The sequence below is a fragment of the Streptomyces sp. NPDC045431 genome (assembly GCF_040646655.1).
In the GTDB taxonomy this organism is placed as follows: Bacteria; Actinomycetota; Actinomycetes; order Streptomycetales; family Streptomycetaceae; genus Streptomyces.
The window spans coordinates 30,627-56,974 of record NZ_JBEZAQ010000009.1 but is presented as its reverse complement, the minus strand read 5'-3'; the positions used below and the strand labels follow the sequence as shown (position 1 = coordinate 56,974).

Sequence of the window (26,348 nt, the reverse complement as noted above, 5' to 3'; positions counted from 1 at the left end):
ACACGACTAAGGGTGGCAAGACCGGTCGGATTCGAACCGACGTCCTCCTGCTCGCTGCGTGGGCGCGACGACCTCTGCGCTACAGCCTTGCCGGGCGTGATCATAGCGCGTGTTGACGCGTACGCGATCACGGGGCGGGACCGGCCCGCCCCGGGGTTCCCGGGGGCGGGCCGGAGGCCGGACGGGGTCAGGCCGGGGTACCGGCGGTCTCCAGGGGCTGTCGTACGGCGATGGCGTTGACGCGCAGGTGGCACTGCGCGGTGTCGCCCACGCTCAGCGCCCGCAGCTTCTCCCCGCCCAGCCCCAGCGTCGCGTTGAGGCAGAGGGCGACGGCGTACAGGTGGTCGCCGGTCTCCTCGTCCTGGAGCGCGAACAGCACGTTGTAGTAGTAGCTCGTGCGGTCCTCGCCCTCCTCGTAGAAGGAGAGGTGCGTGCCCTCCTGCTCCCCCAGGCCGACGAAGGCGCCGGTGAACGCCTCCTCGACCTTCGCCCAGAAGCTCTCGTTGGCGAACGGCTGCCCCAGCGCCTGGCGCACGGCCTCGGTGAGGGAGAGCACCATGACGCTGACGGGTGCGGTCTCCTGGAGGCCCCAGCCGCGGATGATCTTCACGGTGGAGCCGTTCGGGATGGCGCTCGCCGCCCGGCTGATCTCACCGAAGTCGAAGTTCACGGTCGCCGGGGCGATGGCGTGCTGGAACGCGCCCTCGATGCCCCGCGCCTGCTCCCGATGGGACGGCCCCACCTCGAAGACCGGCTTGAAGGTCGTCTTCTCCGCAGCGGGCTGTTCGGCCATGGCTGCTCCTCATGTGTCGTAAGGGGTCGCGCCGCAGCGAAGTATGCACCCCCGTCGGCGGTCCATGATCAGGGGCCCGGTGCCGCATCGGATCGGACCGGCCTTGACATGGCATTCGCGGTGTTTTATCCAGATCGTGAGGAGGTGCGCTCCCCATGGCACGTGCAGTGGGTATCGACCTCGGTACGACGAACTCCGTGGTCAGCGTTCTGGAAGCCGGTGAGCCGACCGTCATCACCAACACCGAGGGCGCGAGGACCACGCCGTCGGTGGTCGCCTTCGCGAAGAACGGCGAGGTGCTGGTCGGCGAGGTGGCCAAGCGGCAGGCCGTCACCAACGTGGACCGGACCGCGCGTTCGGTCAAACGCCACGTGGGCGACGCGCACTGGCGGTTCCCGGAGCACGGCGACATCGACGGCAAGCGCTACACCGCGCAGGAGATCTCCGCACGCGTCCTGCAGAAGCTGAAGCGGGACGCGGAGGCGTACCTGGGCGAGGACGTGTCGGACGCGGTCGTCACGGTCCCGGCGTACTTCAACGACGCGCAGCGGACCGCCACCAAGGAGGCCGGCGCGATCGCGGGCCTGAACGTCCTGCGCATCATCAACGAGCCGACCGCCGCGGCGCTCGCCTACGGCCTGGACAAGGAGGACCAGACGATCCTCGTCTTCGACCTCGGGGGCGGCACGTTCGACGTGTCGCTGCTGGAGATCGGCGACGGCGTGGTGGAGGTGAAGGCCACCAACGGCGACACGCACCTCGGCGGTGACGACTGGGACCAGCGCGTCGTCGACCACCTGGTCAAGCAGTTCAAGAACGGTCACGGCATCGACCTGTCCAAGGACAAGATGGCCCTGCAGCGCCTCCGTGAGGCCGCCGAGAAGGCCAAGATCGAGCTGTCGGCCGCGACCGAGACGACGATCAACCTACCCTACATCACGGCGTCCGCCGAGGGCCCGCTGCACCTGGACGAGAAGCTCACGCGCGCCCAGTTCCAGCAGCTGACCGCGGACCTGCTGGAGCGCTGCAAGACCCCCTTCCACAACGCGATCAAGGACGCGGGCATCAGGCTCTCCGACATCCACCACGTGATCATGGTGGGCGGTTCGACGCGCATGCCCGCGGTGACCGAGCTGGTCAGGGAGCTGACCGGGAAGGACCCGCACAAGGGTGTGAACCCGGACGAGGTCGTCGCCATCGGCGCCTCGCTCCAGGCCGGTGTCCTCAAGGGCGAGGTCAAGGACGTCCTGCTGCTCGACGTCACCCCGCTGTCCCTCGGCATCGAGACCAAGGGCGGCATCATGACCAAGCTCATCGAGCGCAACACCACGATCCCGACCAAGCGGTCGGAGATCTTCACGACGGCCGAGGACAACCAGCCGTCGGTGCAGATCCAGGTCTACCAGGGCGAGCGCGAGATCGCGGCGTACAACAAGAAGCTCGGCATGTTCGAGCTGACGGGCCTGCCGCCGGCCCCGCGCGGCGTCCCGCAGATCGAGGTCTCCTTCGACATCGACGCCAACGGCATCATGCACGTGACCGCCAAGGACCTGGGCACGGGCAAGGAGCAGAAGATGACCGTCACCGGCGGCTCCTCGCTGCCGAAGGACGACATCGACCGCATGATGCGCGAGGCGGAGCAGTACGCGGAGGAGGACCACCGCCGCCGCGAGGCCGCCGAGACCCGCAACCAGGGCGAGCAGCTCGTCTACCAGACCGAGAAGTTCCTCAAGGACAACGAGGACAACGTCCCGGGCGAGGTGAAGACCGAGGTCGAGTCCGCACTCGCCGAACTGAAGGAGAAGCTGAAGGGCGAGGACGCCACGGCCATCCGGGCCGCCACCGAGAAGGTCGCGGCCGTCTCCCAGAAGCTCGGCCAGGCCATGTACGCCGACGCCCAGGCCGCGGGCGGGGCCGCCGGTGCCGGTGAGGCTCCGGGCGCCGCCCAGGGCGGTGCGGACGACGTGGTCGACGCCGAGATCGTCGACGACGAGAAGCCGAAGGGGGACACGGGGTGAACCGCCTGACCGACGTCTCCCGCGGCCCCGGCCCGCCGCTGATGATCACCGGCACGGGCCGGCGGCCCGACGCCCCCCGGGACGGCGCTCCCGCGTCCCGGCCTCCCGAGGGCCTCGCGGCGCTCCGGGACGCCGAACTCCAGGCGGCCCTGCGCGAACGCACGGCCGACCTCCAGCGGCTGAAGGCCGAGTACGACAACTACCGCAAGCGGGTGCACCGCGACCGGGCGGCCGTCCACGAGATCGCGGTGGCCAACGTCCTCATCCGCCTCCTGCCGGTGCTCGACGCCCTCGACGCGGCCACCGACCAGGGCGAGGTGACCGGCGGCTTCCAGCGGGTCACGCGGGCGCTGGAGGCCGAGCTGACCGCCCTGGGCCTGCGGCCCGTGGGCGCGGTGGGCGACGCGTTCGACCCCGTGGTGCACGAGGCCGTCTCGTACCACCCGTGCGGCTGGTTCGACCTGCCCACGTGCACCGTCGTCCTGCGGCCGGGGTACGCGGTCGGCGACCATCTGCTGCGCCCGGCCCTGGTGGTCGTGGCGGGTCCGCCGCCCGGCCCGCGCGTGACCATCCGGTCCGGTCCCTGAGCGCCCCCGGGGGGCAGGCACGGGTCCGCCCCGGCCGGGCGGAGTGCCTGGCCGGGGCGGAACACGCGGTACGCCGTGGGCGTCGCCCGCGACGCCGAGGACGTCAGCCCAGGGTCGCGATCGCCTGGTTGAACGTCTCCGACGGGCGCATGACGGCGGCGCACTTGGCCGGGTCCGGGTGGTAGTAGCCACCGATCTCGACCGGCTTGCCCTGCACCGCGATCAGCTCGTCGACGATCTTCTGCTCGTTGTCGGTGAGCGTCTGGGCGAGCGGGGCGAACGCCTTCGCCAGCTCCGCGTCGTCGGTCTGCTTCGCCAGCTCCTGGGCCCAGTACAGGGCCAGGTAGAAGTGGCTGCCGCGGTTGTCGATGCCGCCGAGGCGGCGGGACGGCGACTTGTCCTCGTTGAGGAAGGTGCCGGTCGCGCGGTCGAGCGTGTCGGCGAGCACCTTGGCGCGGGCGTTGCCCGTGGTGTTCGCGAGGTGCTCGAAGCTGACCGCGAGGGCGAGGAACTCGCCCAGGCTGTCCCAGCGCAGGTAGTTCTCCTTGACCAGCTGCTGGACGTGCTTGGGCGCGGAGCCGCCGGCGCCCGTCTCGAACAGGCCGCCGCCGTTCATCAGCGGGACGACCGACAGCATCTTGGCGCTGGTGCCCAGCTCCAGGATGGGGAAGAGGTCCGTGAGGTAGTCACGGAGCACGTTGCCGGTGACGGAGATGGTGTTCTCGCCGCGGCGGATGCGCTCCAGGGAGAACTTCGTGGCCTCCACCGGGGACATGATCTCAATCTGCAGGCCCTCGGTGTCGTGCTCCGTGAGGTACTGCTTGACCTTGGCGATCAGCTGGGCGTCGTGCGCGCGGGTCTCGTCGAGCCAGAACACCGCCGGGTCGCCGGTGGCGCGGGCGCGGGTGACGGCGAGCTTGACCCAGTCCTTGATCGGCGCGTCCTTGGTCTGGCAGGCGCGGAAGATGTCGCCGGCCGAGACGGGCTGCTCCAGGACGACGTTGCCGGCCTGGTCGACGAGGCGGACGGTGCCGTTGCCGGCGATCTCGAAGGTCTTGTCGTGGCTGCCGTACTCCTCGGCCTTCTGCGCCATGAGGCCGACGTTCGGCACGGAGCCCATGGTCGACGGGTCGAAGGCGCCGTGGGCGCGGCAGTCGTCGATCACGGCCTGGTAGACGCCGGAGTAGCTGCTGTCGGGCAGGACCGCGAGGGTGTCGTGCTCCTGGCCGTCCGGGCCCCACATGTGGCCGGAGGTGCGGATCATGGCCGGCATGGAGGCGTCGACGATGACGTCGGACGGCACGTGCAGGTTGGTGATGCCCTTGTCGGAGTCGACCATCGCGAGCTCCGGGCCCTCGGCGAGCTCGGCCTCGAAGGACGCCTTGATCTCGGCACCGTTCGGCAGGGCCTCCAGGCCCTTGAGGATGCCGCCGAGGCCGTCGTTCGGGGAGAGGCCGGCGGCGGCCAGCGCCTCGCCGTACTTCGCGAACGTCTTCGGGAAGAAGGCGCGTACGACGTGGCCGAAGACGATCGGGTCGGAGACCTTCATCATCGTGGCCTTCAGGTGCACGGAGAACAGCACACCCTCGGCCTTGGCGCGCTCGACCTGGGCCGAGAGGAACTCGCGCAGCGCGGCGGCGCGCATGACGGACGCGTCGACGACCTCGCCCGCGAGGACGGGGACCGACTCGCGCAGGACGGTGGTGGTGCCGTCCTCGCCGACGAACTCGATGCGCAGGGTGTCGTCCTGGGCGAGGACCGTGGACTTCTCGGTGGAGCGGAAGTCGTTCTGGCCCATGGTCGCGACGTTCGTCTTCGACTCGGGGCTCCACGCGCCCATGCGGTGCGGGTGGTTCTTCGCGTAGTTCTTGACCGACGCGGGGGCGCGGCGGTCGGAGTTGCCCTCGCGCAGGACGGGGTTGACCGCGCTGCCCTTGACCTTGTCGTAGCGGGCGCGGATCTCGCGCTCCTCGTCGGTCTTCGGGTCGTCCGGGTAGTCCGGGAGCGCGTAGCCCTGCTCGCGCAGCTCGGCGATGGCGGCCTTCAGCTGCGGGATGGACGCCGAGATGTTCGGCAGCTTGATGATGTTGGCCTCGGGGGTCTTGGCCAGGTCGCCCAGCTCGGCGAGGGCGTCGTCGATGCGCTGCCCCTCCTGCAGGTGCTCCGGGAAGACCGCGATGATCCGGCCCGCCAGGGAGATGTCACGCGTCTCCACGGTGACACCGGCCGTCGAGGCATACGCCTGCACCACGGGCAGGAACGAGTAGGTCGCCAGGGCCGGGGCCTCGTCAGTGTGCGTATAGATGATGGTCGAGTCAGTCACCGGGTGCTCCGCTCCACGTCTGCAACATTGCTCGACATCAAGATATCTCCTGATCGACCTGTTCTCGACAGGGGCCCGGGACCGGTGCGTGGCGGCGCGCCGCCGGAGCCTCATACCAGAAACCATCCCTGGAGGCAACGGCTCCATTTCTTTCCCTGGCTGGTTATGATCGGCATCCTTCTCGCTCGTCCCCACCGAAGCCGGACCGGCCGTCCCCGAGCCCCTCCCCAGGGCTGTGCCGCACCCGGCTGCCGGCAGTCCCCGCCTTCTCCGCTCCGAGGACGGATGTCTCCCATAGAACCCGAAGGTCCCCGCCCCCAGCCGAAGCCTCGTCGGCGGCGCCCCGTGCGCCTGCGCACCCTCCTCATCGCCCTCGCGGTGGTGCCCACCGTGGCGATGGGCACGCAGGTCGCCATCACCGCGGACCGCCTGCTGGCCCAGTCGCACCATCTGCGCGCCGACGTGGCGGCCGGTGAGCGGATCGGCACCCCCCTGTTCGAGCTGATGGTCGAGATGCAGGCCGAGCGGGCGATGACCGCCGAGCGGTGGGCGGGCACCTCCCCGGCGGAGGCCGAGCTGCGCCGGCAGCGGGCGGCCACCGACCGGGCGGCGGAGGTGTTCCGCCGGGCCGCCACGGCGGACGGGGGCGCGCGCTCCGAGCAGGCCCAACGCCGGCTGCAGGAGGTGACGGAGGGTCTGGACGACCTGGGCGCCTACCGGGAACGCACCGACATCCGCAGCGGCACCGCCGACAGCGTGATCGTCTACTACAGCGGCGTGATCGGCCAGATGATCCGCTTCTACCAGGACGAGTTCAGCCACACGGAGGACGCCGAGCTGACGCTGGAGAGCCGGGTGGTCGTCACCATGTTCTCGGCGTCGGAGATGATGGCGCGGCAGGACACGCTCCTCGCGCTGGCGGGCCCCTCCCGGGAGTTGAGCAACACCCGCTTCTCCGACTTCGTCAACGCCGTCGGCGCCCACCGCTACCTTTACGACACTTGGGTCGTGCCGTACCTGGCCCCCGACGAGAACGAGCTCTACACGCAGCTCGTCGGTTCGGACGCCTGGCAGACCAAGGGCCGTATCGAGAACGCGGTCATGTCCGACCACAAGGACCTCGACTTCGGCGTGAAACTGCCCCGCGAGGTGAGCGGGTGGCGGGCCGCGCACGCGAAATGGGCCCCGGAACTGAACGCGCTGAACGCCGAGCGTTCACGGGCGCTGCTCGCCCACGCCAACGCCAAGGCGGACGAGCTGGAGACCGAGGTCGCCTGGCTGATCGCGGGCAGCTCGGGCGCGCTGCTGGTGGTCGCGGCCGGTGTCGCCTTCACCACCCGTACGGTGCTGCGGCGCCTGAGGCGGCTGCACGAGAGCACCGTGACCGTCGCCGAGCGGACGCTGCCGGACGTCGTGGCCCGGCTCCAGCGCGGCCGGCCGGTCGACGCCGACGCCCTGCCCCGCATCAGCGGGGACCAGGACGAAGTGGGGCGGATCAGCGACGCGTTCGCACGGGTCGTCGAGGTCTCCGTGGACGGGCACCGGCAGCTCGCGGCGGAGCGCCACGGCTTCGGCATGTTCGCCTCGGGCATCGCCTCGCGCACCGGGAACCTGGTCAGCCGTCAGCTGACCCTGACCGAGGAGCTGCAGGACACCTTCGGTCACGACGAGACCCTACTGGCCCAGCTGATGCGGTCCGACCAGCTGACGGTCGGCATGCGGCGGCAGATCGAGAACCTGCTCATCCTGGCGGGCGGCGAGATCCCCGACCCGCACACCGAGCCCATGCGCGTCGCCGACCTGCTGCGCGAGGCGGCCGCCGAGGTCGAGGACTTCCGGCGGATCGAGCGGCAGGCGCTGGACGAGATCAGCGTGGAACCGCGGGTGATCAGCCAGATCAGCCACCTGCTGGCGGAGCTGCTGGACAACGCCACCCGGTTCTCCCCGCCGCGGTCGAAGGTCGTCATCCGGGCCGAACTCGTCGCCGACGGGCTGTCGGTCGAGATCGAGGACCGGGGGCCGCGCGTCACGCCGGCGGCGTACGAGGAGATGAACGGGCGCCTGCACTCGGCGCCGCCGTACGCCGTCCTCGCCGAGAACGCCCACCGGCTGGGCCTGTTCGTGGTCGGGCACCTCGCCGACCAGCTCGGGGCCCGGGTCACCCTGCGCAGGTCCGTGTACGGCGGCACGTCGGCGGTGGTGATCATCCCGGCCGAGCACCTCGTCCCGACCGAACCCGAGCCCGGCCCCGTACGGCGGCCGGCGCCCGTGCCCGTGCCACAGCGGCCCGAGCCGCGCCGCGCGGAGGAGCGCGTCGAGGAGCGCAAGCCCGAGCTGGTGCTGCACGTCGGCGAGGCCGGCCTGCCGGTGCGCCGCAGACAGGACCGGCTTCCGGTGCGGGCGCGGGGCGCCTCCGAGGACCCGCCGCGGGAGAGCGTGCCGGCACCGCGGCAGGGCGGCGCGCGGCCGCCGCTGCCCGAGCGCGTCCCCCAGACGCACATGGCGCGGCAGCTGCTCGAACCGCGCGCACCCGAAGCAACGGTCGCCCCCGACACGGCGACCCCCGAGGAAGTGGCCGACGCCTGGTCGGACTACGAACACGGAACCCAGCAAGTCGAACAAGAGCTCCGACGGGATCAGCCATGACGACGGCATCGAACGACATGATCTACAGCGTCCTGGACAACAACCTGAGCCGGATCGCCGGCATCCAGGGCGCCGTGCTCCTCTCCAACGACGGCATCAAACTCAGCGCCTACCTGCTGGACCGGCCCCAGGCCGAGCGCGTCGCCGCGGCGTCCTCCGGCATCGCCGCCACGATGAAGGCGATCTCCCGGGAGATCGACGGCGGCCGGGTCATCCGCCAGCTGGTCGAGATGGACGACCGGTACCTGTGCATCGTCGGGTGCGGCGAGGGCAGCACGCTCATCGTCGTGACCTCCCGCAAGGCGCGACTGGGCGAGCTGGGCGGTGAGGCGGTGCGTACCGCGCAGGCGCTCGGGGAGTGGCTGGGCACACCGGAACGCACCCAGGCGCCCACATCGTCATGACGGACGAGCCGCAGGACGCGGGCCGCCGGCGGACGCGGCTGTACGCCCTCACCGACGGCCGTACGGCCGCTCCGCACACCGCCCTGACCATGGACACCACCATCACGGCGGCGGCCGCCGCGGACGCGCGGAGCGGCCTGCCCACGGAGTGGCAGGCCGTCTTGGCCATGTGCCCGCCGCCGAACGGTCTGGCGGTCGCGGAGATCGCCGCCCGGATGCACATGCGCCTGACTCCGACGACGCTGCTCCTCGGGGAACTCGCGGACCGCGGGCTGGTCCACCACCGGCCGCCCCTGGAGGAGTCCGAGACCACCAACACCCGCCTGCTCATGAGAATCAGGGACAACCTTGCCCGTATCTGACTCCTCCTCCCCGGACTCGTTCCCGGAAGCGGCCCCCGTCAAGATCCTCATCGCCGGGGGCTTCGGCGTGGGCAAGACGACCCTGGTCGAGACGGTCTCCGAGATCGAGCCGCTGCGCACCGAGGAGCGGCTGACGGCCGCGGGGATCGGCGTCGACGACCTCGCGGGCGTCGAGTCGAAGGCCGTGACGACCGTCGCGATGGACTTCGGCCGGATCACGCTCACCGACGCCGGTGTCGTCCTCTACCTCTTCGGTACGCCGGGCCAGGAGCGCTTCTGGTTCATGTGGGACGACCTGCTGAACGGCGCGCTCGGCGCGGTCGTCCTCGTCGACACCCGGCGCCTGGAGCGCAGTTTCGCGGCCGTCGACTTCTTCGAGAGCCGCGGGCTGCCCTTCGTGGTCGGCGCGAACTGCTTCCACGGCGAACAGCCGTACACCGCCGAGGAGATCAAGGCGGCGCTGCGGCTGCGCGACCCCGGCACCCCCGTCCTCCTGCTGGACGCGCGGCGCCGGGGCGACGTGCGCGAGACGCTGCTCTCGCTCATGGACCTGCTCATCGCCAAGTCGGAGACCCTCGTCTGAGGTTCACCGGCCGCCGATCATCCGGTGCAGCAGCTCGGAGGCGGCGCGGCCGAACGACGGGTCGTTGAGGTGCGTGTCCACCTCGACGACCTCGACCGCGCTGCCCCGCACGCCGTCCCGCAGGGCGTCGAAGAGCGCCTTGTCGGCGGCCGGGTCGTGGTACGGCCCGCCCGGCGCACCCAGCGTGGACAGCCCGCGCAGCGGCAGGCACAGGGCGGTCGGGCCGGTGGCGGCGCGCAGTTTGACCGCGACGCGGCGGCCCAGTTCGGCGCACTCCTCCTCCGTCGTCCGCACCACCGTGATGGACGGGTTGTGTACGTGGACGTGCCGGTCGCGCATCCGCGCCGGGACGGTGTCCACGGGGCCGAACTTCACCATGTCGAGCGCGCCCGGGCTCACCACCTGCGGCACGCCGGCCCGCCCGGCGGCGGCGAGCCGGTCCGGCCCGGCGGTGAGGATGCCGCCGCACAGGTCGTCGGCGAGCTCGCAGACCGTCAGGTCCAGGACGCCGGCGAACAGCCGCTGCCCGGCCAGCGCTTCGAGGGTGCGGCCACCGGCGCCGCTGGCGTGGAACACGAGGACCTCGTAGCCGAGGTCCGTCATCCGCTCGCGGGCCGCGTCGACGCCCGGGGTGGTCACCCCCGCCATGCTCGCCGCGACCAGCGGCGCGCCGCCGTCCGCGCCCCACTCGGCGGGGACCAGCGCCCGGGAGGCCGCCGCGAAGCCCTCGGCCATGCCGGCGACCGCGTCGGCGGCGTTCGCGAGGATCGGGGCCGAGACCCGGTTCACCCCGGCGATGTCGACCACGCTGTACATCATGGTGATGTCGCTGGAACCGACGTACGGCGAGACGTCGCCCGCCGCCATCGAGGAGACCATCACCTTCGGCACCCCGAGCGGCAGGGCGCGCATCGCGCGGGTGGCGATGGAGGTGCCGCCGCTGCCGCCGATGGCCAGCACGCCGTGCAGCCGCCCCTCGCGGTGGAGCCGCAGGACGGTCGCCTCGGCGCCCCTGGCCATCGCCGTCACGGCCGCGCCGCGGTCGCCCCGGGCGCGGAGCGCCTCCAGGTCCACGCCGGCGGCCCGGGCCACCTCGGCGCGCTCCACGTCGGCGGGTATCCGCGGGGATCCGGCCACCCCCGTGTCGACGACCAGGACGTCCACGCCCCGCCGTAGCAGCCGCTCGCGCAGCCATCCGTACTCCAGCCCTTTGGTGTCCAGGGTCCCCACCAGTACGACCATCGTCATGACCGTACTTTCCAGCCGGCGGACCCCTCGCGGCAAGACCGCCCGCACCGTCGCCGTCCGACTACCGACCGGAAACGTTCGACCATCGAACGAAAGCCTACAAAGCCATATCGCCTTGCGATCTAAGGGAAGTTGACGCTTCCTACCACTGGAGCATCTGTTAGCCTGCCCGCTCCTGGATGTTCATCCACTCCCTTAGGTGTCCTTCGTGTACAGCACTCCCTTCTCCCCCCGAGAGGCCAGAGCGGCGCGAGCCCGGATGGGCCTGACGACCTCACAGGTGGCCCAGTCCATGGCGGCGTGCGGTGTTCCCGTCCACCCGGACCTGATCGCCGCCTGGGAACAGGGCTCCCATCTCCCCTCGGAAACCCACCTCTTCGCCCTCGCCGACGTGCTGTGGTGCCCCGCCACCGCGCTCATGGGGATCGAGCCGCGCACGCTGGCGGAACACCGGCTGGCCCGGCAGCTGAGCGTGGAGCGGCTGGCGGACCGGATCGGCATGGACCCCGCCGCGTACCGGGCGGCGGAGGCGGCGCACCGCTGGGACGGCGACATCCGGCAGACCAGGGCTCTGGTGGAGGCCCTGGGGCTGTCCCTGCGCAGGCTGGTGAGCATCATGGGCCGCGACGAGGAGCTGGCCGGGCTGCTGCGTACGGCCATCGAGGGACGCTGGAAGGCGTACGTGACGCCCGTCGCGGAGATCGTCGTCGTCGACGAGACCTCGGTGGGCGACGCCCTGCGCACGATGCACACGGAGTTCGCGGGGTTCGCCGAGCGGTACATGGGCCACCTGATGGCCCGCAACGACGACTCCCGGCTGAAGGAGGTCGCCGCGGAGCGCTCGGCGTTCCTGCACCGGCTCGTGGACCACTTCTGGGAGCTGATCGGCGAGGTGGGCGACGAGCCGCCGCCGCGCGGCTTCTGAGGCGCAGGAGGCGCAGGAGGCGCAGGAGGCGCAGGAGGCGCAGGAGGCGCAGGAGGCGCAGGAGGCGCAGGACGGCCGACGGCCCCCGGATGTCCGGGGGCCGTCGGTCGTCCTGCCGCGCTGCGCTGTCGCGCCGTCGCGAGAAGGGCTCAGCGCCACGCGCCGGCGCCGGGGGCCGACTGGGCGGCGGGGTGGGTGGGCCCGGCGGGCGGGGTCTCGTCCTCGTAGTCCTCCCAGTCGATCTCCATCGCCTTGCGCCGCGTGAACGCGTTGAAGAACAGGTTCAGCACGAGGGCGGTGAGACCACCCAGCGTAATGCCGCTGTCCAGCACCGCCCGTACGTCGTCCGGCATGCGCTCGAAGAACGGCTTGACCGTCGTGGGCAGCATCGCCGCGCCGAGGCTCACCGCCAGGATGATGGCGTTGCGCTCCTCGCGCAGGTCCACCTTGGCGAGGATCTGGATGCCGACCGCCGCGACCATGCCGAACATCGAGATCGCCGCGCCGCCGAGCACGGGGTGCGGGATCGCGGCGACCAGGCTGCCGGCCTTCGGCAGGAGCCCCAGCAGGATCATGAAGACACCGGCGGCCACCACCACGAAGCGGCTCACCACCTTGGACATGCGGACGAGTCCGATGTTCTCCGCGAATGCCACATAAGGGAAAGAGTTGAATATTCCGCCCAGCATCGTGGAGACGCCGTCGGCCCGCAGCGCGCGCGTGACGGTGTCGCTGTCGACCTTCTTCCGGGAGATCTCGCCGATGGCGTACACGTCGCCGGTCGTCTCCACCATCGTGATCAGCATGACGACGACCATGGCGATGATGGGCAGCAGCTCGAACTGCGGCATGCCGTAGTGGAAGGGCGTGGTGACGCCGAACCAGTCGGCGTCCGCCACCGCGTCGAAGTGTGCGTCCCCCAGGAGCCAGGCGACGGCCGTCCCCACGACGAGCCCGATGAGCACGGCGAGGCTGCCGAGGAACGGCTTGCCGAGCCGGACCACGACCAGGATCAGGAGCAGGGTGCCGAGCGCGTAGGCGAGGTTCTTCCCGGAGCCGTACGCGGGGTCGCCGATGAGGTGGGAGCCGCCGGCGGCGTTCTGGAGGCCCACCGGGATCAGCGTGATGCCGATGATGGTGAGGATCGTGCCGATGACGACGGGCGGGAAGTACTTCACCAGCCGGCCGACGAACGGCGCGAAGAGGAACGTGGCGATGCCGGCCGTGATGACCGCGCCGTAGACGACCAGCAGACCGGCGGTACCACCGCCCGCGCCTATGCCGATCGCGACCATGGGGGAGACGGCGGTGAAGGTCACGCCCTGCACCAGGGGCAGGCGCGCACCGATCCGCCAGACCCCGAGCGCCTGGATGATCGTGGCGATGCCACAGGTGAGCAGGTCCGCGTTGACCAGGTGGACCAGCTGCTCGTCGGAGAGCCCGAGGGCGTTGCCGAGGAGTACGGGGACGATGACGGCCGCCGCGTAGAACGCGAGGATGTGCTGGAAGCCGTAGAGCGTGAGCTGCGGGAGGGGGAGCAGTTCGTCGACGGGATGCGTCTGCGTCCCGGAGTGCCGTCGGGAGACTCGTGCCATCTCTGCCTTGCCTTACGAGAGGTAGGTGAATGAGAGAGGAGCCGACGCCTCGGAGCCCGGAATGTGTCAGGACGAGGCCTCGCCGGCCCGTACGGAGCCGACGTCTGGCGGAGTTGCCGACACCACGTCGCCCTGCACTGAGATGTGCGTCCTGGTTGGAGGACTTTCCTTCGATCGGCATGGCGAAGCCGCCTTGCGCATGAGATCCGCAGGTGGAGCCGATCGGGGCGCTCACCTTAGTTGACGTCGGACGTTCCTCGCGAGTAACCGGCACGACACTCACCGCTCCCCCGCCCCACAAGACGCACCTTTCGCCCGAACATCTCTGGTTTCACACATGTTCGTCCGACTCGCCTCGGTTCTCCGATAAGGCGACCCCGAGGGCGATTTGCTCGCGCCGTGACATGACTCACCTCCCGTTATTCGGGGTGCACGTCCTCCGCACCGCATTTCCCCTGCTGGGACAGGGAATTGACTTTCCGGCAGAACTCCCTTCATGGCATTTCCGTAATCGCGCGTGCGCTCTTCACGACTTGTTCCGGCCCGAGGCTCTCGCTTACCGTCACCGCAATCCGGTCGGACCGCCGAATCCTGCCGCCGTCCGGAAACCGCACCCACCCACCACCGACGTACGGCAGGAGCGGGGGAACCAGGTAAGCCGCCGGTCCGTGTATACGGAACGGCTTGGGGTGAAGTCATGTGCGCACGCGGTCGCGTGCGGATACGGCCGGGCATCTCCAGCCCGAACCCGACAGCTCACCTCGCAGGCGACGGAGAGGAATCCGCCATGCCCGCACAGGGTAAGCACCGCCGCCCCAAGAACAATCCGCTCGCCCGCCGTGTCGCCGCCGCGGGCACGGGCGGCGCCGCACTCGCCCTTCCCCTCTTCGGCGCGACCGCAGCCGAGGCGGCACCGAACGCGGTGCCGAACGCGGTGCCTTCCGCGGCCGTGGAAAAGGCCCCGGCGAAACCCGCCACCTATACCGTGGTCGCGGGTGACACCCTTTCCGAGATCGCGGCGGACCGTGGCGTCAGCGGCGGCTGGAAGAAGCTGTACGAGGACAACAAGTCGGTGGTCGGCGACAACCCGTCGCTCATTCGCCCCGGCATGAAGCTCACCATCGGCGCGAAGGCCAAGGCGAAGGCCGCGCCCGCCGCGCCCGCCGCCGCCGAGCGGGCCAGCCGCTCCACCGTGCGGCCGGCGCTCGCGAAGCCCGCGACGTACGCGAACAACCTCGACGGCTGGATCAAGGAAGCGCTCGCCATCATGGCCGAGCGCGGCATTCCCGGCTCGTACGACGGGATTCACCGCAACATCATGCGCGAGTCCTCGGGCAACCCGCTGGCCATCAACAACTGGGACTCCAACGCCGCCGCGGGCACCCCGTCCAAGGGCCTGCTCCAGGTCATCGACCCGACGTTCCGGGCGTACCACGTGCCCGGCACGTCGACCGACCCGTACGACCCGGTCGCCAACATCACCGCGGCCTGCAACTACGCGGCCGACCGGTACGGGTCGATCGACAACGTCTTCGGCGCCTACTGACGGGCGCCTACTGACGGGGGACGGTCGCCCCGCCGCCGGACCGTACGGCTTCCACGACGGCGTCGTGCAGCACGCGGCTGGCCTCCTCCGACGAGCACGGCACGGGGCTGCCGCTCATCGGGAACCAGTCGGAGGCCCCGCTGTGCTGCACGGCCACCCGCGCCTCGCCGTCGACCCAGGTCGTGTGCACGTCGAGTTCACCGGTGATGACACCGACCGTGTCGGTGCTCACGCCACCGCGTCCGGCGTAGACCCGGACCGTCGTCCACGATGCCCATGTCACGTTCCCATGCTGACCCCGCTCCGCCGGTCGCGCGACCGGCGGGGCGGGGCGGTTGCGTGAAGGAGCCGTGACGCTACGGCGCGTGGTCAGCGCACGGCCACGAGGACGTGGTTGTTGCCGAACTGCCAGACGGCTCCCGCCTCCTCGAAGCCCGCTTCGCGCAGCAGGGCGAGGTGCCCGGAGAGGGTCAGGTCGTTGCCCTCGCAGCGCGGGTGCCGGTGGTGGCGGTGGGCGGAGAACAGGGCGGCCAGCTCCGGGTCCGCGGCGACCCCGGACCACCAGGTCTCCCAGTCCTCGTCCGCGACGGCCGGTTCCCGCTCGGCCCGGCGCCGCCCGATGTGCAGGGCCAGCTCGCCGACCTTGGCGGAGTCGGGACAGATGTGGTCGCAGTTGACGAGGACCCCGCCGGGGCGCAGCCGCCCGGCGAGGTCGCGGTAGACCCGGCGCAGGGTCCGTTCGCTGAGGTAGTGCAGCGCCGTCGTGGAGACGGCCGCGTCCACCGGCCCGTCCGTCCCGGCGGCGTCGAGCCAGCCGGGCTCGCCGATGACGGCCTCCACGTACCGCACGGCCGGTCCGTAGTAGGCCCGGCCGAGCTCCAGCAGGCGCGGGTCGGCGTCGACCGCCACGACCCGGGCGCGGGGCATGCGGCGGGCCAGTCGCGCGGCCAGCGAGCCGGGCCCGCTGCCCAGGTCGAGGACGAAGGGCGCCCGCCGCTCCGCCGTCACGCCCTCGACGACGTCGGCGATGACGGTGAACGCCTCCTCGCGGTCGACCGCGTAGCGCTGCTGCTGCCTCTCCCAGCGGTCCACCCATCGCGCGGCCGCCACCGTACTGACACTCATGTCCTCTCGCGCCCCTGCCTTCTCACCACACCTCTAAACGGTCATGGAAATCATTGCAGACTGGCGAGCGTGGCGAGGAGCCCGTCGATCTCCTCGGGTGCGTTGTACACGTGCAGGCTGATCCGCACCGAGCCGTCCTCCGGGTCCGTCCCCGCCTGGCAGTGGCTGTCGGAGCGCACCATGAAGCCGTGGCTGTAGAGGATGAAGCCGAGGTCCTGCGAGCCGATCCCGCGGTGCCGGAAGGTGACGATGTGTCTGCGGCGCTGCACCGTGGAGGCGGCGTCCAGGCTGGAGCGGCAGCCGAGCACCTCGTAGGCGTCCATCCGGGCCAGTCCGTCGGTCAGCCGGGCCGCCAGGGCCACGGTCCACCGTTCGATGCGGTCCGTGCCCGCCTCCTCCAGCCAGTCGAGGGCCGCCGTGAGGCTGACGACACCGGCCGTGTTCGGGGTGCCCTCCCAGCCGCCCGGCCGGAACTCCGGACCGCGCCGGCCGCGCGTCCAGATCGCGCCCGTGCCGGGCAGGGCCAGCGCCTTGTGGCCGGAGAAGACGACGAAGTCCACGTCGAGCTCGGCGACCGAGACGGGCAGGTGGCCCACGCTCTGGGCGGCGTCCAGACAGATCGGCACGTCGGGGCCGACCACCGCGCGAACGCGGTGGACGTTCATGTCGGCGCCGTAGACGTGGTGCACGTGGGTGGCCGCGACGAAGCGGGTGCGCGGGCCCACCACGCGGGCGAGCGCCTCGGGGTCGTAGTCCCCCGAGCTCGCCTGGTACGGCAGCTCCCGCAGGTGTATCCGCACGCCCTGCCGGGCGAGCAGCCGCTCCGTCTCGCGCCACGGCGCGAGGTTGGCCTGGTGGTCGGCGAACGGCACCACGATCTCGTCACCGTCGCGGAGCAGCTCCGGCAGCCAGTCGCGGGCGACGGTGCGCAGCCCCTCCGAGGCCCCGCTGGTGAAGTGCACCGCCGAGCGCTCCGGCTCCGGGTCGCCCAGGAACCGCTTGACCCGGTCCCGGGCGCCCTCGACCAGCGCGGTGGTGTGGTTGGCCCACGGGTAGGAACCGCGGCCCGCGTTCGCGTTCGAGGTGGTCAGATAGGTGTGGGCGGCGTCGAGGACGGCCCGCGGCTTCTGGGCCGTGGCCGCGCTGTCCAGGTACGCCGACTCGGGATGGGCCGCGATCTGGGGGAACTGGGCGCGCAGCGGGCGCTGCCACTCCGCCAGCTCCTTCAGGTCGCCCTCGGTGTCGTGTCCCGTCTCGTGCGCCATGTCAGTCACGCACCAGGGGCGCGCCCGCGTCACGCCACGCGATGATGCCGCCCGCGAGGCTCCGGACGTCCGGATGCCCCATGCGCGTCAGCAGCGCCGCGTACCGGGCGGACTTCTCCCCGACGGGGCAGGCGAGCAGCACGGGCCGGCTCTTGCTGAACGGCAGGCCGCCGCGGACCAGTTCGTCGAAGAGCTCGTCGACGATGTTGACGGAGCCGTCGATGTGGAGGGCTCCGTACGCGAACGGGCCGCGCAGGTCGACCACGAGGGGGTTCTCCGCCGCGATCCACTTGCGGGCGTCGACGACGTCGATGACCGTGGCCGAGCGCACCTCGCCGTCCGAGAGCGTCGCCACGGAGTTCTTCGCCGGCGGCAGGCCGAACAGCTCGGGCCGGCGCTTGCGGACGTAGCCGAGGTAGCTCTCGACACGGTCGCAGACGATGAAGACGGCCGTGCGGCGGCCCCCGGCCCCCTCCGCGTCGAGCGCCCGCAGGTGGCGCACGGCGCCGTGGTAGGCGGCACCCCCGGTGGGCCCGGCGAGGATGCCGCAGCGGCGGACCAGCGTCAGCATGCCGTCGATGGCGTCGTCCGCGCCCACCGTGTCGAGGGTGTCGTACGTCGCCGGGTCGAACAGGCCGACCTCCTGGACCTCGTCGATGGTGCGGATGCCGGGGATGAAGTCGGACTTCTCGGCGACGAGCCCCACGATCCCGACGCCCGGGGCGTGTGCCCGCAGTGCCCGGGCCACGCCCGAGGAGGAGCCGGCGGTGCCCACGCAGGCGATGAACCAGTCGGGGGCGCGGCCGTCGAGGTCGGCCACGATCTCCGGGCCGGTGCCCTGGGCGTGCGCCTCGGTGTTGCGGGTGTTGAAGTACTGGTCGGTGTGGAGGTGGGCGCTGCCGGGTGCGCCGAGCCGCTGGTGGAAGAGGGTGAGCGGGTCGTCGGTGGCGGTCGGGTCGAGGCACTCGCTCTGCCCGGGCAACTCCTCGATCTCGGCGCCCAGCAGGAGGAGCAGGTCCTTGATCTCGGGTATGCGCATCCGGTTGGTGACGCTCTTGAACCCGAGGCCGTGCATGCCCGCGATGAGGGCGAGCGCCTTGGCGGTGTTGCCGCTGGAGAGTTCGACGATCGTCTCGCCGCGCTCCCGGGCCCCGGGGAGGCCGTCGCGGACCATGTTCCAGGCGGCCCGGTCCTTGACCGAACCGAAGGGGTTCATCATCTCCAGCTTCGCGTAGAGGTCGATGCTGCGCAGTCCGTGCACGGCCGGGTCGATGCGGACCAGCGGGGTGTCGCCGATGGCGTCGGTGATGCTCTCGTACCTCATGCCTGTGGTCCCCCAGGGGGTGTGTGCGGCCAGTACTGTTCGTCGAGGCACCAGTGCCAGGAGCCGTCGTCGGCGCGGTGGACGGCGACCTTGCGGGCCACGGGCTGCCGTTGCGCCCGGGTGGCGCCGAAGTCCATGCAGTAGCCGGCGGTGTTGGCGAAGGCGAGCAGGTCGCCGGGGCGCGGCAGCCGGGGCAGGAAAACGGTTCTTCGGGTGATCAGGTCCGCCTCCAGGCAGAGGTTGCCCATGAGGTGGACGCCCACGGGTTCCGGTGGACCGGCGGGCGCGGGGTCCCGGGGCACCAGGACGGGGTCCATCAGGACGCCGTGGTCCTCCAGGCTCACGTCGCCCGCGTTCATCGCGAGGCGTACGAGGGTCTCGCCCGCGTCCGTACGGCGCACCTCCAGCACCCGGGCGAGCGACAGCCCGCACTGGTCGGCCAGCGCCCTGCCGGGCTCGGTGTACAGGTCGTGGAGGCTCTCCAGGAGCAGCGTGCCGAGCGGGCGATCCAGGCCGGGGGCCGGGCGGGAGAGCAGTTCGTCGAGGTAGGCGGCGCCGGTGACCTCGCGGTGGGCCGGGTACAGGCCGAGCGAGCCGCGCAGGGTGCCGTTCTCTGCGTGGAGTCCGTAGCCGTGGCCGCCCCAGGTGAGCGGCGGCCGACGGCCCATGACGGCGTCGGTGAGCGCCGTGGTGTACCGCTCCCACTGGTCGGCGTGCGCGAGGTAGCCGACGCCGAAGCCGCCGCCGATGTCGATGGCGCGCGGGCCGAACCCCCGCTTGTGCAACTCCTCCATGGCGTGCAGGCAGCCGGCGAGCGCGGTGGCCTTCTCGTCGGGGCTGGTGGTGTCGAGGTGGTACGCGACGCCCACGGGCTCCAGTTGGTCGCGGTGACGCTCGGCCGTGTCCAGCAGCCGGTCCAGCGAGGCCGCGGGCGTACCGAAGCGGCTGCGGCGGGACAGACGTCTGACGCCGGTGCCGGTCGCGAAGTCCGACAGGCGCAGCAGCACGCGGACGCGGCGTAACCCGTGCGTACGGACCAGGGCGGCGGCCCGGTCGAGCTCCTCGGCTCCGTCGGCGTTGACGGTGACGCCCGTGAGGACGGCGAGCCAGAGGAAGTCCGGGTCCTTGGGCCCGGTCGCCACGATCCGGTCGGGCCCGAACCCGGCGCCGAGGGCGTGCTGCAACTCGCCGAGCGAGGCGACGTCGACGCCCACGCCGGGCCCGGTCGCGGCGAGCCGCCGCACCAGGGCGCTGGACCGGTTCGTCTTGTGGGCGAAGAAGATCCGCCCGCCGAGGCTGTGGTGCCGGTAGACGTCGCGGAAGCGCTCGGCGTTCTCGGCGATCTGGTCGGGCAGCACCACGTTGAGCGGTGATCCGAGCGCGTCGACGAGCGCGTGGAGAAACGCCCCACCCCCTTCCAGCAGCCCCGCCGCGAGGGGCGCCAGCCGCGGCTCCAGGTACAGGGGCGGGTCGTCCGACAACAAGGGGGCGTGCCCCATGGCAGCAGTCCTCCCGACGAGGAAAGCCGACGGCCGTCACGTCGGCCATATGGTCCTATCCACGTCGGCGCCGGTTATGCCGCCCGGCGGGGGCGGGGATGGAGCTCGGCGGCGCTGTTGCCGGAAGTGACCGCCGGGGGGCCGCCGCGTCAGCCGTGGCGCGTGCCCACGCGGTCTACGGCACGACGGACCCGGCGGGCGAGGGGCTTCTCGGCACACCAGTGGAGGAGCGCTGCCGCGACCATCATGGACACGCAGGCGACGACCACGGTGGGCCAGACGCCGATGCGGTCGTCGAGGACGCGGATGACGGCCCAGCCGAACTCGGCGTGGATGAGATACAGCGGGTAGCTGAGCGCTCCTGCGGTGGCGAGCCAGCGCCACTTGACGCCGTCGAGGAGGTGCAGGGCGATGGCCAGGACGATGAGGAAGCAGCCGGTGATGACGGCCACGGCGATGTAGGGATTCTCGACGAAGGCGCCCGCTTTCGCCTCGGCGGCCTTGATCCGCAGGCTGACGTAGGTCTCGTACTGGGCGACCAGCCAGCTGGCCGCGACCAGGCAGACGCTCTGCAGGTCGGGGCCGAAGCGGTACAGGAGGTACATGCCGATGCCGCCGACGAAGAACGGCGCGTTCCCCGGGGAGGCGAAGATCTCGTACAGCGGAACGACATCGCTGTTGCCCGGCACGAGGGTGCTGCCCAGCAGCCAGAGCCAGGCGAACCAGGAGACCCGGGCGTAGGTCAGTCCCTTCCACACCACGATGAGGAACAGCAGGTAGAAGCAGAGCTCCACCCACAGCGTCCAGTACACGCCGGCCAGGTTCCGGGCGCCGAGAGCCTTCTGGATCATGGTGAGGTTGGCCAGCGACTCGCTCAGACTGGGCACGCGCCGCTGGCCGTCCGGCAGGAGGCGCCACAGGAGCGCGACGGCGACGACGGAGACCCAGTAGGCGGGGAAGAGCCGTACGAAGCGGGCGCTGACGAACTGGCGCGGAGTACGGCCCCAGGCCGACATGCAGATGACGAAGCCGCTGATGAGGAAGAACAGCTGAACGCCGTAGTGGCCGTACACGGCCACGCCGAAGGCGTTGGGGGCGAAGACCTTCGGGGACTGCTCCCAGTGGGCCTTGAGCGCCGCGTCCACTCCCAGGAAGTGGAAGAGCATCACGACGACCGCCGCGATCAGCCGCAGTCCGTCGAGCGCGTATATACGGCCCCCTGCTGCCGCGGCCTTGGCCGGGGTGACGCTCGGCGGCTGCGCCTCCCATGGGATCGGCTGCGTGGGAGTGCTGACCTGGCTCACGTTGTCCTGTTCTTCCTGTGGGCGCTCGGGGGTGGAGGAAGCCCCAGGACTGTACCAGCGGGTTCGAACACGTAAGCAGCTACCCGAGGCGGCCCCGGGAGTCGAACGGCTCCCGGGGCCGGTCCCGCTCCTAGGGCAGGGTCCACTTCTGGTTGGGGCCGGTGTGGCAGGTCCACAGGTGGACCTTCGTGCCGTCGTTCCAGGTCGCTCCCTCGGCGTCCAGGCACTTGCCCGACTGCGGGTTGCGTACGGTTCCGTCGCCCTGTGCCTGCCACTTCTGGGCGCCGGTACCGTTGCACGTCCACAGCTGGATCTTCGTGCCGTCCGCCGTACCGCCACCGCTCACGTCCAGGCACTTGCCGAGCGCCCGGAGCGAGCCGTCGGTCGGCACCGTCCACTTCTGCGCCGTCGAACCGGTGCAGGTCCACACCTGCACCTGCGTACCGTCCGCCGACGAACCCCCCGCCACGTCCAGGCACTTGCCGTTGACGCCCTTCACCTCACCCGTGCGGGTGGTGGGCGGAGGTGTGGTGGCCGTCGGTTTGATCCGGACGTTGCGGAACGAGACCTGGTCGCCGTCGCCGTGGTTCTGCAGGCCGATGTGGCCTTGGCGGAGGCTGCGGGCCGGGTCGGTGTTGGTGAAGTCGTTGATCTTGCGGCCGTTGAGGAAGACCTCCAGCCGTTCACCGGTGACGCGGATCTCGTACGTGTTCCACTCCCCCGGCGGGTTGAGCGCGGCGTCGCGGACGGCGGTGTCGGCCGACTTGAAGCCGTAGACGGAGCCGGTGGTGCGGTCGGGGGTGTCGGTGGCGTCGATCTGGATCTCGTAGCCGTTGTTCACGGCCGACCACGGGTCGCCGGACGCCGGGAAGCCGACGAAGACCCCGGAGTTGTCGTCGTCGGTCATGCGCCAGTCGAGCTTGAGGGAGTAGTCGCCGGTGAACTCCTTCCCGGAGTACCACAGCAGGCCGAGGCCGCCCTGCGAGGTGAGCGTACCGTCGGCGAGGGCGAAGGAGCCGGGCCCCGCCTGCTGCCAGCCCGTCGTGCCCGAGCCGTCGAAGAGCGCGGTGTAGCCGGACTCGGGACGGCAGTCGGCCTCGGTCATGCCCGCCGCCCAGCGGATGCCGCCGAGCAGGTGCCGGCGGAAGGCCGGCTCGGTGTAGGAGGCCTCGGTGTGGCCGCCTCCGGTGTAGAAGGCGCGGCCGCCCTGGTAGTCCTTGCACCAGGAGATCGGGTGGTCTCCGGCCATGTTCCCGCCGGTGTAACTCGACTCGTCGAGCGAGGCGAGGACGTGGGCGGTGGTCCGCGGGTTGGTGCGGTAGTTGTACCACTCGTCGAACCGCTGCCAGCTCGTGCCCAGGTGGGCGGTGGCGTCGTGGGCGCGGTCCTCGACCTTGAGGGTGGCGGTCTGGTTGTGCGGGTGGGAGTGGAACAGCGCCCCGGCGAGGCCCGCGTAGAAGGGCCAGTCGTACTCGGTGTCGGCGGCCGCGTGGACGCCGACGTAGCCGCCCCCGCCCTGGACGTACCCCTCGAACGCGGTCTGCTGCGTGGCGTTCAGGACGTCGCCGGTGGTGGAGAGGAAGACGACGGCCTTGTACTGGGCGAGGTTGCCGGTCGTGAACGCCTGGGCGTCCTCGGTCGCGTCCACCGTGAAGTTGTGGGCGCCGCCGAGCTCGCGCAGGGCGGTGACGCCCTCGTCGATGGAGGAGTGGCGGAAGCCCGCCGTCTTCGAGAAGACGAGGACCTTGTACGCGGGGTCGGCGGCGACCGCTTCCCGGACGGGGGCGGCCGGGGCCGCTTCCCGGGGGAGGGCGGCGGGGGCCGCGACGAGCGCGGGTGCCGCGGCCGTGCACAGCAGGGCTCCGGCGAGCCAGCAGCCCACCCTGGTCAATGTGTTGCGCATGTGTGACACCTCCTTCTCAGGGACGGCGGTTACGGCAGGGTCCACTTCTGGTTGGCCCCGGTGTGGCAGGTCCACAGGTGGACCTTCGTGCCGTCGTTCCAGGTCGCTCCCTCGGCGTCCAGGCACTTGCCCGACTGCGCGTTGAGCAGCGTCCCGTCGGCACGGGCCTGCCACTTCTGGGCGCCGGTGCCATTGCATGTCCACAGCTGGATCTTCGTGCCGTCCGCCGTACCGCCACCGCTCACGTCCAGGCACTTGCCGAGCGCCCGGAGCGAGCCGTCACCCGGCACCGTCCACTTCTGCGCCGTCGAACCGGTGCAGGTCCACACCTGCACCTGCGTACCGTCTGCCGACGAACCACCCGCCACGTCCAGGCACTTGCCGTTGACGCCCTTCACCTCACCCGTCCGGGTACCGGTGCCGGGGGTGGTGAAGTGGAAGTCGTCGACGTCGAAGAGCGCGCCCGTGCCGCCCTTGAAGACGAGGTGGAGGGTGGTGGTGGAGGCGGGCCGGTTGGTCAGCGGGGTGCCGACCTCCTGGAAGGTCTCCCAGCCGCCGGTGACCGGCACCGTGACCGTGCCCAGCAGGGTGCCGGTGGGTGAGCCGGCGCGCACCTCGATGGTGCCGCCCGCGCCGCCGGAGGAGACGCGGGCGGTGAACCGCTCGGCGTCGTCGAGGGCGTACGGCGTGAAGGAGATCCAGTCGCCGTTGTCGATGTAACCGACCGTCTTGCCGCCGTGGGCGGGGGCGTGGCTGACGACCTGGACGCCCGAGGAGGCACCGTAATGCTCGGCCTGGCGGTGGCTGGGCTGGCTGATGTGCTGGTCGTGGCTGGTGAGGGCGGGCTGGCCGTTCGCGCCCTTGTCGGTGTACTCGGCGTCCCAGACGCCGAAGACGTTGGCGTTCGGGTCGTGTTCGCCGTCCGCGATGGTCTGCACGGTGCCGGAGCAGCCGGTCGCGGAGGTCTGCGGGTGGCCGTGGCTGTCGTGGCCGAGGATGAAGGTGACCTTGACCTTGGAGCAGTCGATCGTGCCGTCCTCGGGGTCGGTCACGGTGACCTTGAAGGGCACCGCCGCCCCGGGGTCGATGATCCGGCCGTCCACGGGCAGTTCGAGCTTCACGGTGGGCGCCGTGTTGCCGACGGTCACCTGGACGGAGGCGCTCGCGCTGCGGCCCGTGGAGTCGGAGACGGTGAGGGTGGCGGTGTACTGGCCGTTGGCCGTGTACGTGTGGGACGGGTTCGCGGCGGTCGAGGTGGCACCGTCACCGAACGCCCAGCGGTAGGTGAGCGGGTCGCCGTCGGGATCGGAGCTGCCGGCCGAGGAGAAGGCCACGGTGAGCGGGGCCTTGCCGGAGGTGCGGTCGGCCTTGGCCTGGGCGACCGGGGAGCGGCCTCCGGTGATGTGCTCGATGCGGTAGAGCGCGGAGTTCGCGTCGCCGTTGAAGTAGCCGGTGCCGTAGTCGAGGACGTACAGGGCGCCGTCGGGGCCGAAGGCCATGTCCATCACCTGGGTGCCGCTCCAGGGGAAGGCGTTGATGGACTGGACGGTGCCGTCGGCGGTCTGGGCGATGCGCTTGATCCACTTGCGGCCGAACTCGCCGGCGAAGAAGTTGCCGTCGTAGCTCTGCGGGAACTTCACGGGCGAGGTGGAGGCGGCGTCGTAGCGGTAGACCGGGCCGCCCATGGGGGACTCGGAGCCGGAGCCGAACTCGGGGACCGAGCCGCCGTCGTACGGGATCCACGCGGGCTGCGCGGGGGGCAGGTCGGTCAGGCCGGTGTTGCGGGGCGAGGTGTTCTTCGGGGCGGCGCAGGAGAAGGCCGCGCCGGAGGTGCCGGTGGCGAAGTCGTAGTCGGTGTAGGCCGCGTTCTTGCCGACGCAGTAGGGCCAGCCGTAGTTGCCGGCCTTGGTGATGCGGTTGAACTCGACCTGTCCGGCGGGGCCGCGCGAGGGGTTCGCGGTGCCCGCGTCCGGTCCGTAGTCGCCGAGGTAGACGGTGCCGGTCGCCTTGTCGACGCTCATCCGGAACGGGTTGCGGAAGCCCATGGCGTAGATCTCGGGGCGGGTCTTCGCCGTGCCGGGGGCGAAGAGGTTGCCGGCCGGGATGGTGTACGAGCCGTCGGCGGCCACCTTGATGCGCAGGACCTTGCCGCGCAGGTCGTTGGTGTTGCCGCTGGAGCGCTGGGCGTCGTACGCGGGGTTGCGTGAGGCGCGCTCGTCGATCGGGGTGTAGCCGTCGGAGGCGAAGGGGTTGGAGTCGTCGCCGGTCGACAGGTACAGGTTGCCCTGCGCGTCGAAGTCGATGTCGCCGCCGACGTGGCAGCAGATGCCCCGGCTGGCGGGCACGTCGAGGATCTTCTTCTCGCTGGCGCTGTTCAGAGTGCCGTCGGTGTTGAGGGTGAAGCGGGAGAGCCGGTTCACGCCGTCGTACGGGGCGAAGTCGGCGGCGGTGCCGTCGGCCGGGGCGTCACCGGCCGGGGTGGTGAGCTTGGGCGCGTAGTAGAGGTAGACGTACCGGTTGGCGGCGAAGGCGGGGTCCACGCCGACGCCCTGGAGGCCCTCCTCGTCGTGGGTGTAGACGTCGAGCTTGCCCGACACCTTGGTGGTGCCCGCGGCGTCGGTGAGGCGGAGGGTGCCGTCGCGCGAGGTGTGCAGCACCGAGCGGTCGGGGAGCACCGCCATGGTCATGGGTTCGCCCGTTTCGGCGACGCCCTTGGCGAGGGTGACCTGCTGGAACTCCTCGGCTGCGGCGGCCGCCGCCGGCGCATCGGGGGGTGGCGCCGCCGTGGCCGGCCCGGCGGGGGCGAGGAACGCGCCGGCGAGCAGCGCGGTGAGGAGGAGGGCGGGGGCCTGCCGTAACCCTGAGGAACCGAACGTCCGGAACGGTTTTCTGCGCACA

The 26,348-nt window shown here is 71.2% G+C and carries 20 protein-coding genes, 1 tRNA gene and 1 riboswitch; of the genes, 8 read left to right on the top strand and 13 right to left on the bottom strand.

Annotated features, from left to right (window positions below):
* Positions 1 to 13: 13 nt before the first annotated feature.
* A tRNA-OTHER gene (locus AB0A69_RS20055) sits at positions 14 to 89 on the bottom strand.
* A 98-nt stretch (positions 90 to 187) separates the two neighbouring features.
* Positions 188 to 793: a Type-2Aa cytolytic delta-endotoxin gene (locus AB0A69_RS20050; protein ID WP_361423359.1), complete on the bottom strand. Its 606-nt coding sequence runs from the start codon at positions 791 to 793 to the stop codon at positions 188 to 190.
* Between the two features lie 155 nt (positions 794 to 948).
* Between AB0A69_RS20050 and dnaK the strand changes: the two genes are divergently transcribed.
* Positions 949 to 2,811 (top strand): molecular chaperone DnaK, encoded by a 1,863-nt coding sequence (gene dnaK / locus AB0A69_RS20045; protein ID WP_361423356.1) that lies wholly within the window; start codon positions 949 to 951, stop codon positions 2,809 to 2,811.
* Positions 2,808 to 3,398: a nucleotide exchange factor GrpE gene (grpE, locus tag AB0A69_RS20040; RefSeq protein WP_361423353.1), complete on the top strand. Its 591-nt coding sequence runs from the start codon at positions 2,808 to 2,810 to the stop codon at positions 3,396 to 3,398. Before dnaK ends, grpE begins: the two co-directional genes overlap by 4 nt.
* Before the next feature lie 103 nt (positions 3,399 to 3,501).
* Here grpE and AB0A69_RS20035 read toward each other — a convergent pair whose 3' ends face one another.
* Positions 3,502 to 5,721: an NADP-dependent isocitrate dehydrogenase gene (locus AB0A69_RS20035; protein WP_361423350.1), complete on the bottom strand. Its 2,220-nt coding sequence runs from the start codon at positions 5,719 to 5,721 to the stop codon at positions 3,502 to 3,504.
* 345 nt (positions 5,722 to 6,066) lie between these two features.
* Between AB0A69_RS20035 and AB0A69_RS20030 the strand changes: the two genes are divergently transcribed.
* Genes AB0A69_RS20030 through AB0A69_RS20015 form a run of 4 tightly spaced genes read left to right on the top strand, consistent with a single transcriptional unit; the run spans position 6,067 to position 9,716 of the window.
* Complete coding sequence (locus AB0A69_RS20030; protein WP_361423347.1) at positions 6,067 to 8,367, top strand: nitrate- and nitrite sensing domain-containing protein; 2,301 nt, start codon at positions 6,067 to 6,069, stop codon at positions 8,365 to 8,367.
* The gene (locus tag AB0A69_RS20025) at positions 8,364 to 8,771 is read left to right on the top strand and encodes a roadblock/LC7 domain-containing protein (protein ID WP_361423344.1); all 408 of its coding nucleotides are present in this window, start codon (positions 8,364 to 8,366) and stop codon (positions 8,769 to 8,771) included. The genes AB0A69_RS20030 and AB0A69_RS20025 overlap by 4 nt, the downstream gene beginning before the upstream one ends.
* Positions 8,768 to 9,133, top strand: coding sequence for a DUF742 domain-containing protein (locus AB0A69_RS20020; protein ID WP_361423341.1), 366 nt, complete (start codon positions 8,768 to 8,770; stop codon positions 9,131 to 9,133). The genes AB0A69_RS20025 and AB0A69_RS20020 overlap by 4 nt, the downstream gene beginning before the upstream one ends.
* Positions 9,120 to 9,716: an ATP/GTP-binding protein gene (locus AB0A69_RS20015; RefSeq protein ID WP_361423338.1), complete on the top strand. Its 597-nt coding sequence runs from the start codon at positions 9,120 to 9,122 to the stop codon at positions 9,714 to 9,716. Before AB0A69_RS20020 ends, AB0A69_RS20015 begins: the two co-directional genes overlap by 14 nt.
* 3 nt (positions 9,717 to 9,719) lie before the next feature.
* Here the strand turns inward: AB0A69_RS20015 and AB0A69_RS20010 are convergent, their stop codons facing one another.
* Complete coding sequence (locus AB0A69_RS20010) at positions 9,720 to 10,964, bottom strand: Tm-1-like ATP-binding domain-containing protein (protein WP_361423335.1); 1,245 nt, start codon at positions 10,962 to 10,964, stop codon at positions 9,720 to 9,722.
* 208 nt (positions 10,965 to 11,172) lie between these two features.
* On the opposite strand from AB0A69_RS20010, the gene AB0A69_RS20005 reads away from it, so the two are divergent.
* Entirely contained in the window at positions 11,173 to 11,889 is a 717-nt protein-coding gene (locus tag AB0A69_RS20005) for a transcriptional regulator (protein WP_361423332.1), read from the top strand.
* 149 nt (positions 11,890 to 12,038) lie between these two features.
* Here AB0A69_RS20005 and AB0A69_RS20000 read toward each other — a convergent pair whose 3' ends face one another.
* Positions 12,039 to 13,484 carry a nucleobase:cation symporter-2 family protein gene (locus tag AB0A69_RS20000; RefSeq protein ID WP_361423329.1) on the bottom strand — a complete coding sequence of 482 codons (1,446 nt, stop codon included), beginning with the start codon at positions 13,482 to 13,484 and terminating at the stop codon, positions 12,039 to 12,041.
* Positions 13,485 to 14,096: 612 nt separating this feature from the next.
* Positions 14,097 to 14,267: riboswitch (cyclic di-AMP (ydaO/yuaA leader) on the top strand.
* Positions 14,268 to 14,271: 4 nt separating this feature from the next.
* Here AB0A69_RS20000 and AB0A69_RS19995 point away from each other — a divergent pair.
* Entirely contained in the window at positions 14,272 to 15,030 is a 759-nt protein-coding gene (locus AB0A69_RS19995) for a LysM peptidoglycan-binding domain-containing protein (RefSeq protein ID WP_361423326.1), read from the top strand.
* A 7-nt stretch (positions 15,031 to 15,037) separates the two neighbouring features.
* Here AB0A69_RS19995 and AB0A69_RS19990 read toward each other — a convergent pair whose 3' ends face one another.
* The 8 genes from AB0A69_RS19990 to AB0A69_RS19955 form a co-directional block, all read right to left on the bottom strand.
* Positions 15,038 to 15,313, bottom strand: coding sequence for a hypothetical protein (locus tag AB0A69_RS19990; RefSeq protein ID WP_361423323.1), 276 nt, complete (start codon positions 15,311 to 15,313; stop codon positions 15,038 to 15,040).
* A gap of 86 nt (positions 15,314 to 15,399) precedes the next feature.
* Complete coding sequence (locus tag AB0A69_RS19985; protein WP_361423320.1) at positions 15,400 to 16,155, bottom strand: class I SAM-dependent methyltransferase; 756 nt, start codon at positions 16,153 to 16,155, stop codon at positions 15,400 to 15,402.
* Positions 16,156 to 16,205: 50 nt separating this feature from the next.
* Positions 16,206 to 17,420: an aminotransferase class V-fold PLP-dependent enzyme gene (locus tag AB0A69_RS19980; protein WP_361423317.1), complete on the bottom strand. Its 1,215-nt coding sequence runs from the start codon at positions 17,418 to 17,420 to the stop codon at positions 16,206 to 16,208.
* 1 nt (position 17,421) lies between these two features.
* Complete coding sequence (locus tag AB0A69_RS19975; protein ID WP_361423314.1) at positions 17,422 to 18,744, bottom strand: pyridoxal-phosphate dependent enzyme; 1,323 nt, start codon at positions 18,742 to 18,744, stop codon at positions 17,422 to 17,424.
* Positions 18,741 to 20,243 carry a Y4yA family PLP-dependent enzyme gene (locus AB0A69_RS19970; RefSeq protein WP_361423311.1) on the bottom strand — a complete coding sequence of 501 codons (1,503 nt, stop codon included), beginning with the start codon at positions 20,241 to 20,243 and terminating at the stop codon, positions 18,741 to 18,743. The genes AB0A69_RS19975 and AB0A69_RS19970 overlap by 4 nt, the downstream gene beginning before the upstream one ends.
* 149 nt (positions 20,244 to 20,392) lie before the next feature.
* Entirely contained in the window at positions 20,393 to 21,547 is a 1,155-nt protein-coding gene (locus AB0A69_RS19965) for an acyltransferase (RefSeq protein WP_361423308.1), read from the bottom strand.
* Between the two features lie 130 nt (positions 21,548 to 21,677).
* On the bottom strand, positions 21,678 to 23,450 hold the full coding sequence (locus tag AB0A69_RS19960) for a lectin (protein WP_361423305.1): 1,773 nt from the start codon (positions 23,448 to 23,450) through the stop codon (positions 21,678 to 21,680).
* Between the two features lie 29 nt (positions 23,451 to 23,479).
* Positions 23,480 to 26,347 (bottom strand): PQQ-dependent sugar dehydrogenase, encoded by a 2,868-nt coding sequence (locus AB0A69_RS19955; protein ID WP_361423302.1) that lies wholly within the window; start codon positions 26,345 to 26,347, stop codon positions 23,480 to 23,482.
* Position 26,348 lies beyond the last annotated feature (1 nt).

Coding starts and splice junctions, on each gene's coding strand:
- AB0A69_RS20020 (WP_361423341.1), top strand. CDS start 8,768: ATGACGGACGAGCCGCAGGACGCGGGCCGCCGGCGGACGCGGCTGTAC.
- AB0A69_RS19980 (WP_361423317.1), bottom strand. CDS start 17,420: ATGGCGCACGAGACGGGACACGACACCGAGGGCGACCTGAAGGAGCTG.
- AB0A69_RS19970 (WP_361423311.1), bottom strand. CDS start 20,243: ATGGGGCACGCCCCCTTGTTGTCGGACGACCCGCCCCTGTACCTGGAG.
- AB0A69_RS19985 (WP_361423320.1), bottom strand. CDS start 16,155: ATGAGTGTCAGTACGGTGGCGGCCGCGCGATGGGTGGACCGCTGGGAG.
- AB0A69_RS19975 (WP_361423314.1), bottom strand. CDS start 18,744: ATGAGGTACGAGAGCATCACCGACGCCATCGGCGACACCCCGCTGGTC.
- AB0A69_RS19995 (WP_361423326.1), top strand. CDS start 14,272: ATGCCCGCACAGGGTAAGCACCGCCGCCCCAAGAACAATCCGCTCGCC.
- AB0A69_RS20025 (WP_361423344.1), top strand. CDS start 8,364: ATGACGACGGCATCGAACGACATGATCTACAGCGTCCTGGACAACAAC.
- dnaK (WP_361423356.1), top strand. CDS start 949: ATGGCACGTGCAGTGGGTATCGACCTCGGTACGACGAACTCCGTGGTC.
- AB0A69_RS19960 (WP_361423305.1), bottom strand. CDS start 23,450: ATGCGCAACACATTGACCAGGGTGGGCTGCTGGCTCGCCGGAGCCCTG.
- AB0A69_RS20050 (WP_361423359.1), bottom strand. CDS start 793: ATGGCCGAACAGCCCGCTGCGGAGAAGACGACCTTCAAGCCGGTCTTC.
- AB0A69_RS20000 (WP_361423329.1), bottom strand. CDS start 13,484: ATGGCACGAGTCTCCCGACGGCACTCCGGGACGCAGACGCATCCCGTC.
- AB0A69_RS20010 (WP_361423335.1), bottom strand. CDS start 10,964: ATGACGATGGTCGTACTGGTGGGGACCCTGGACACCAAAGGGCTGGAG.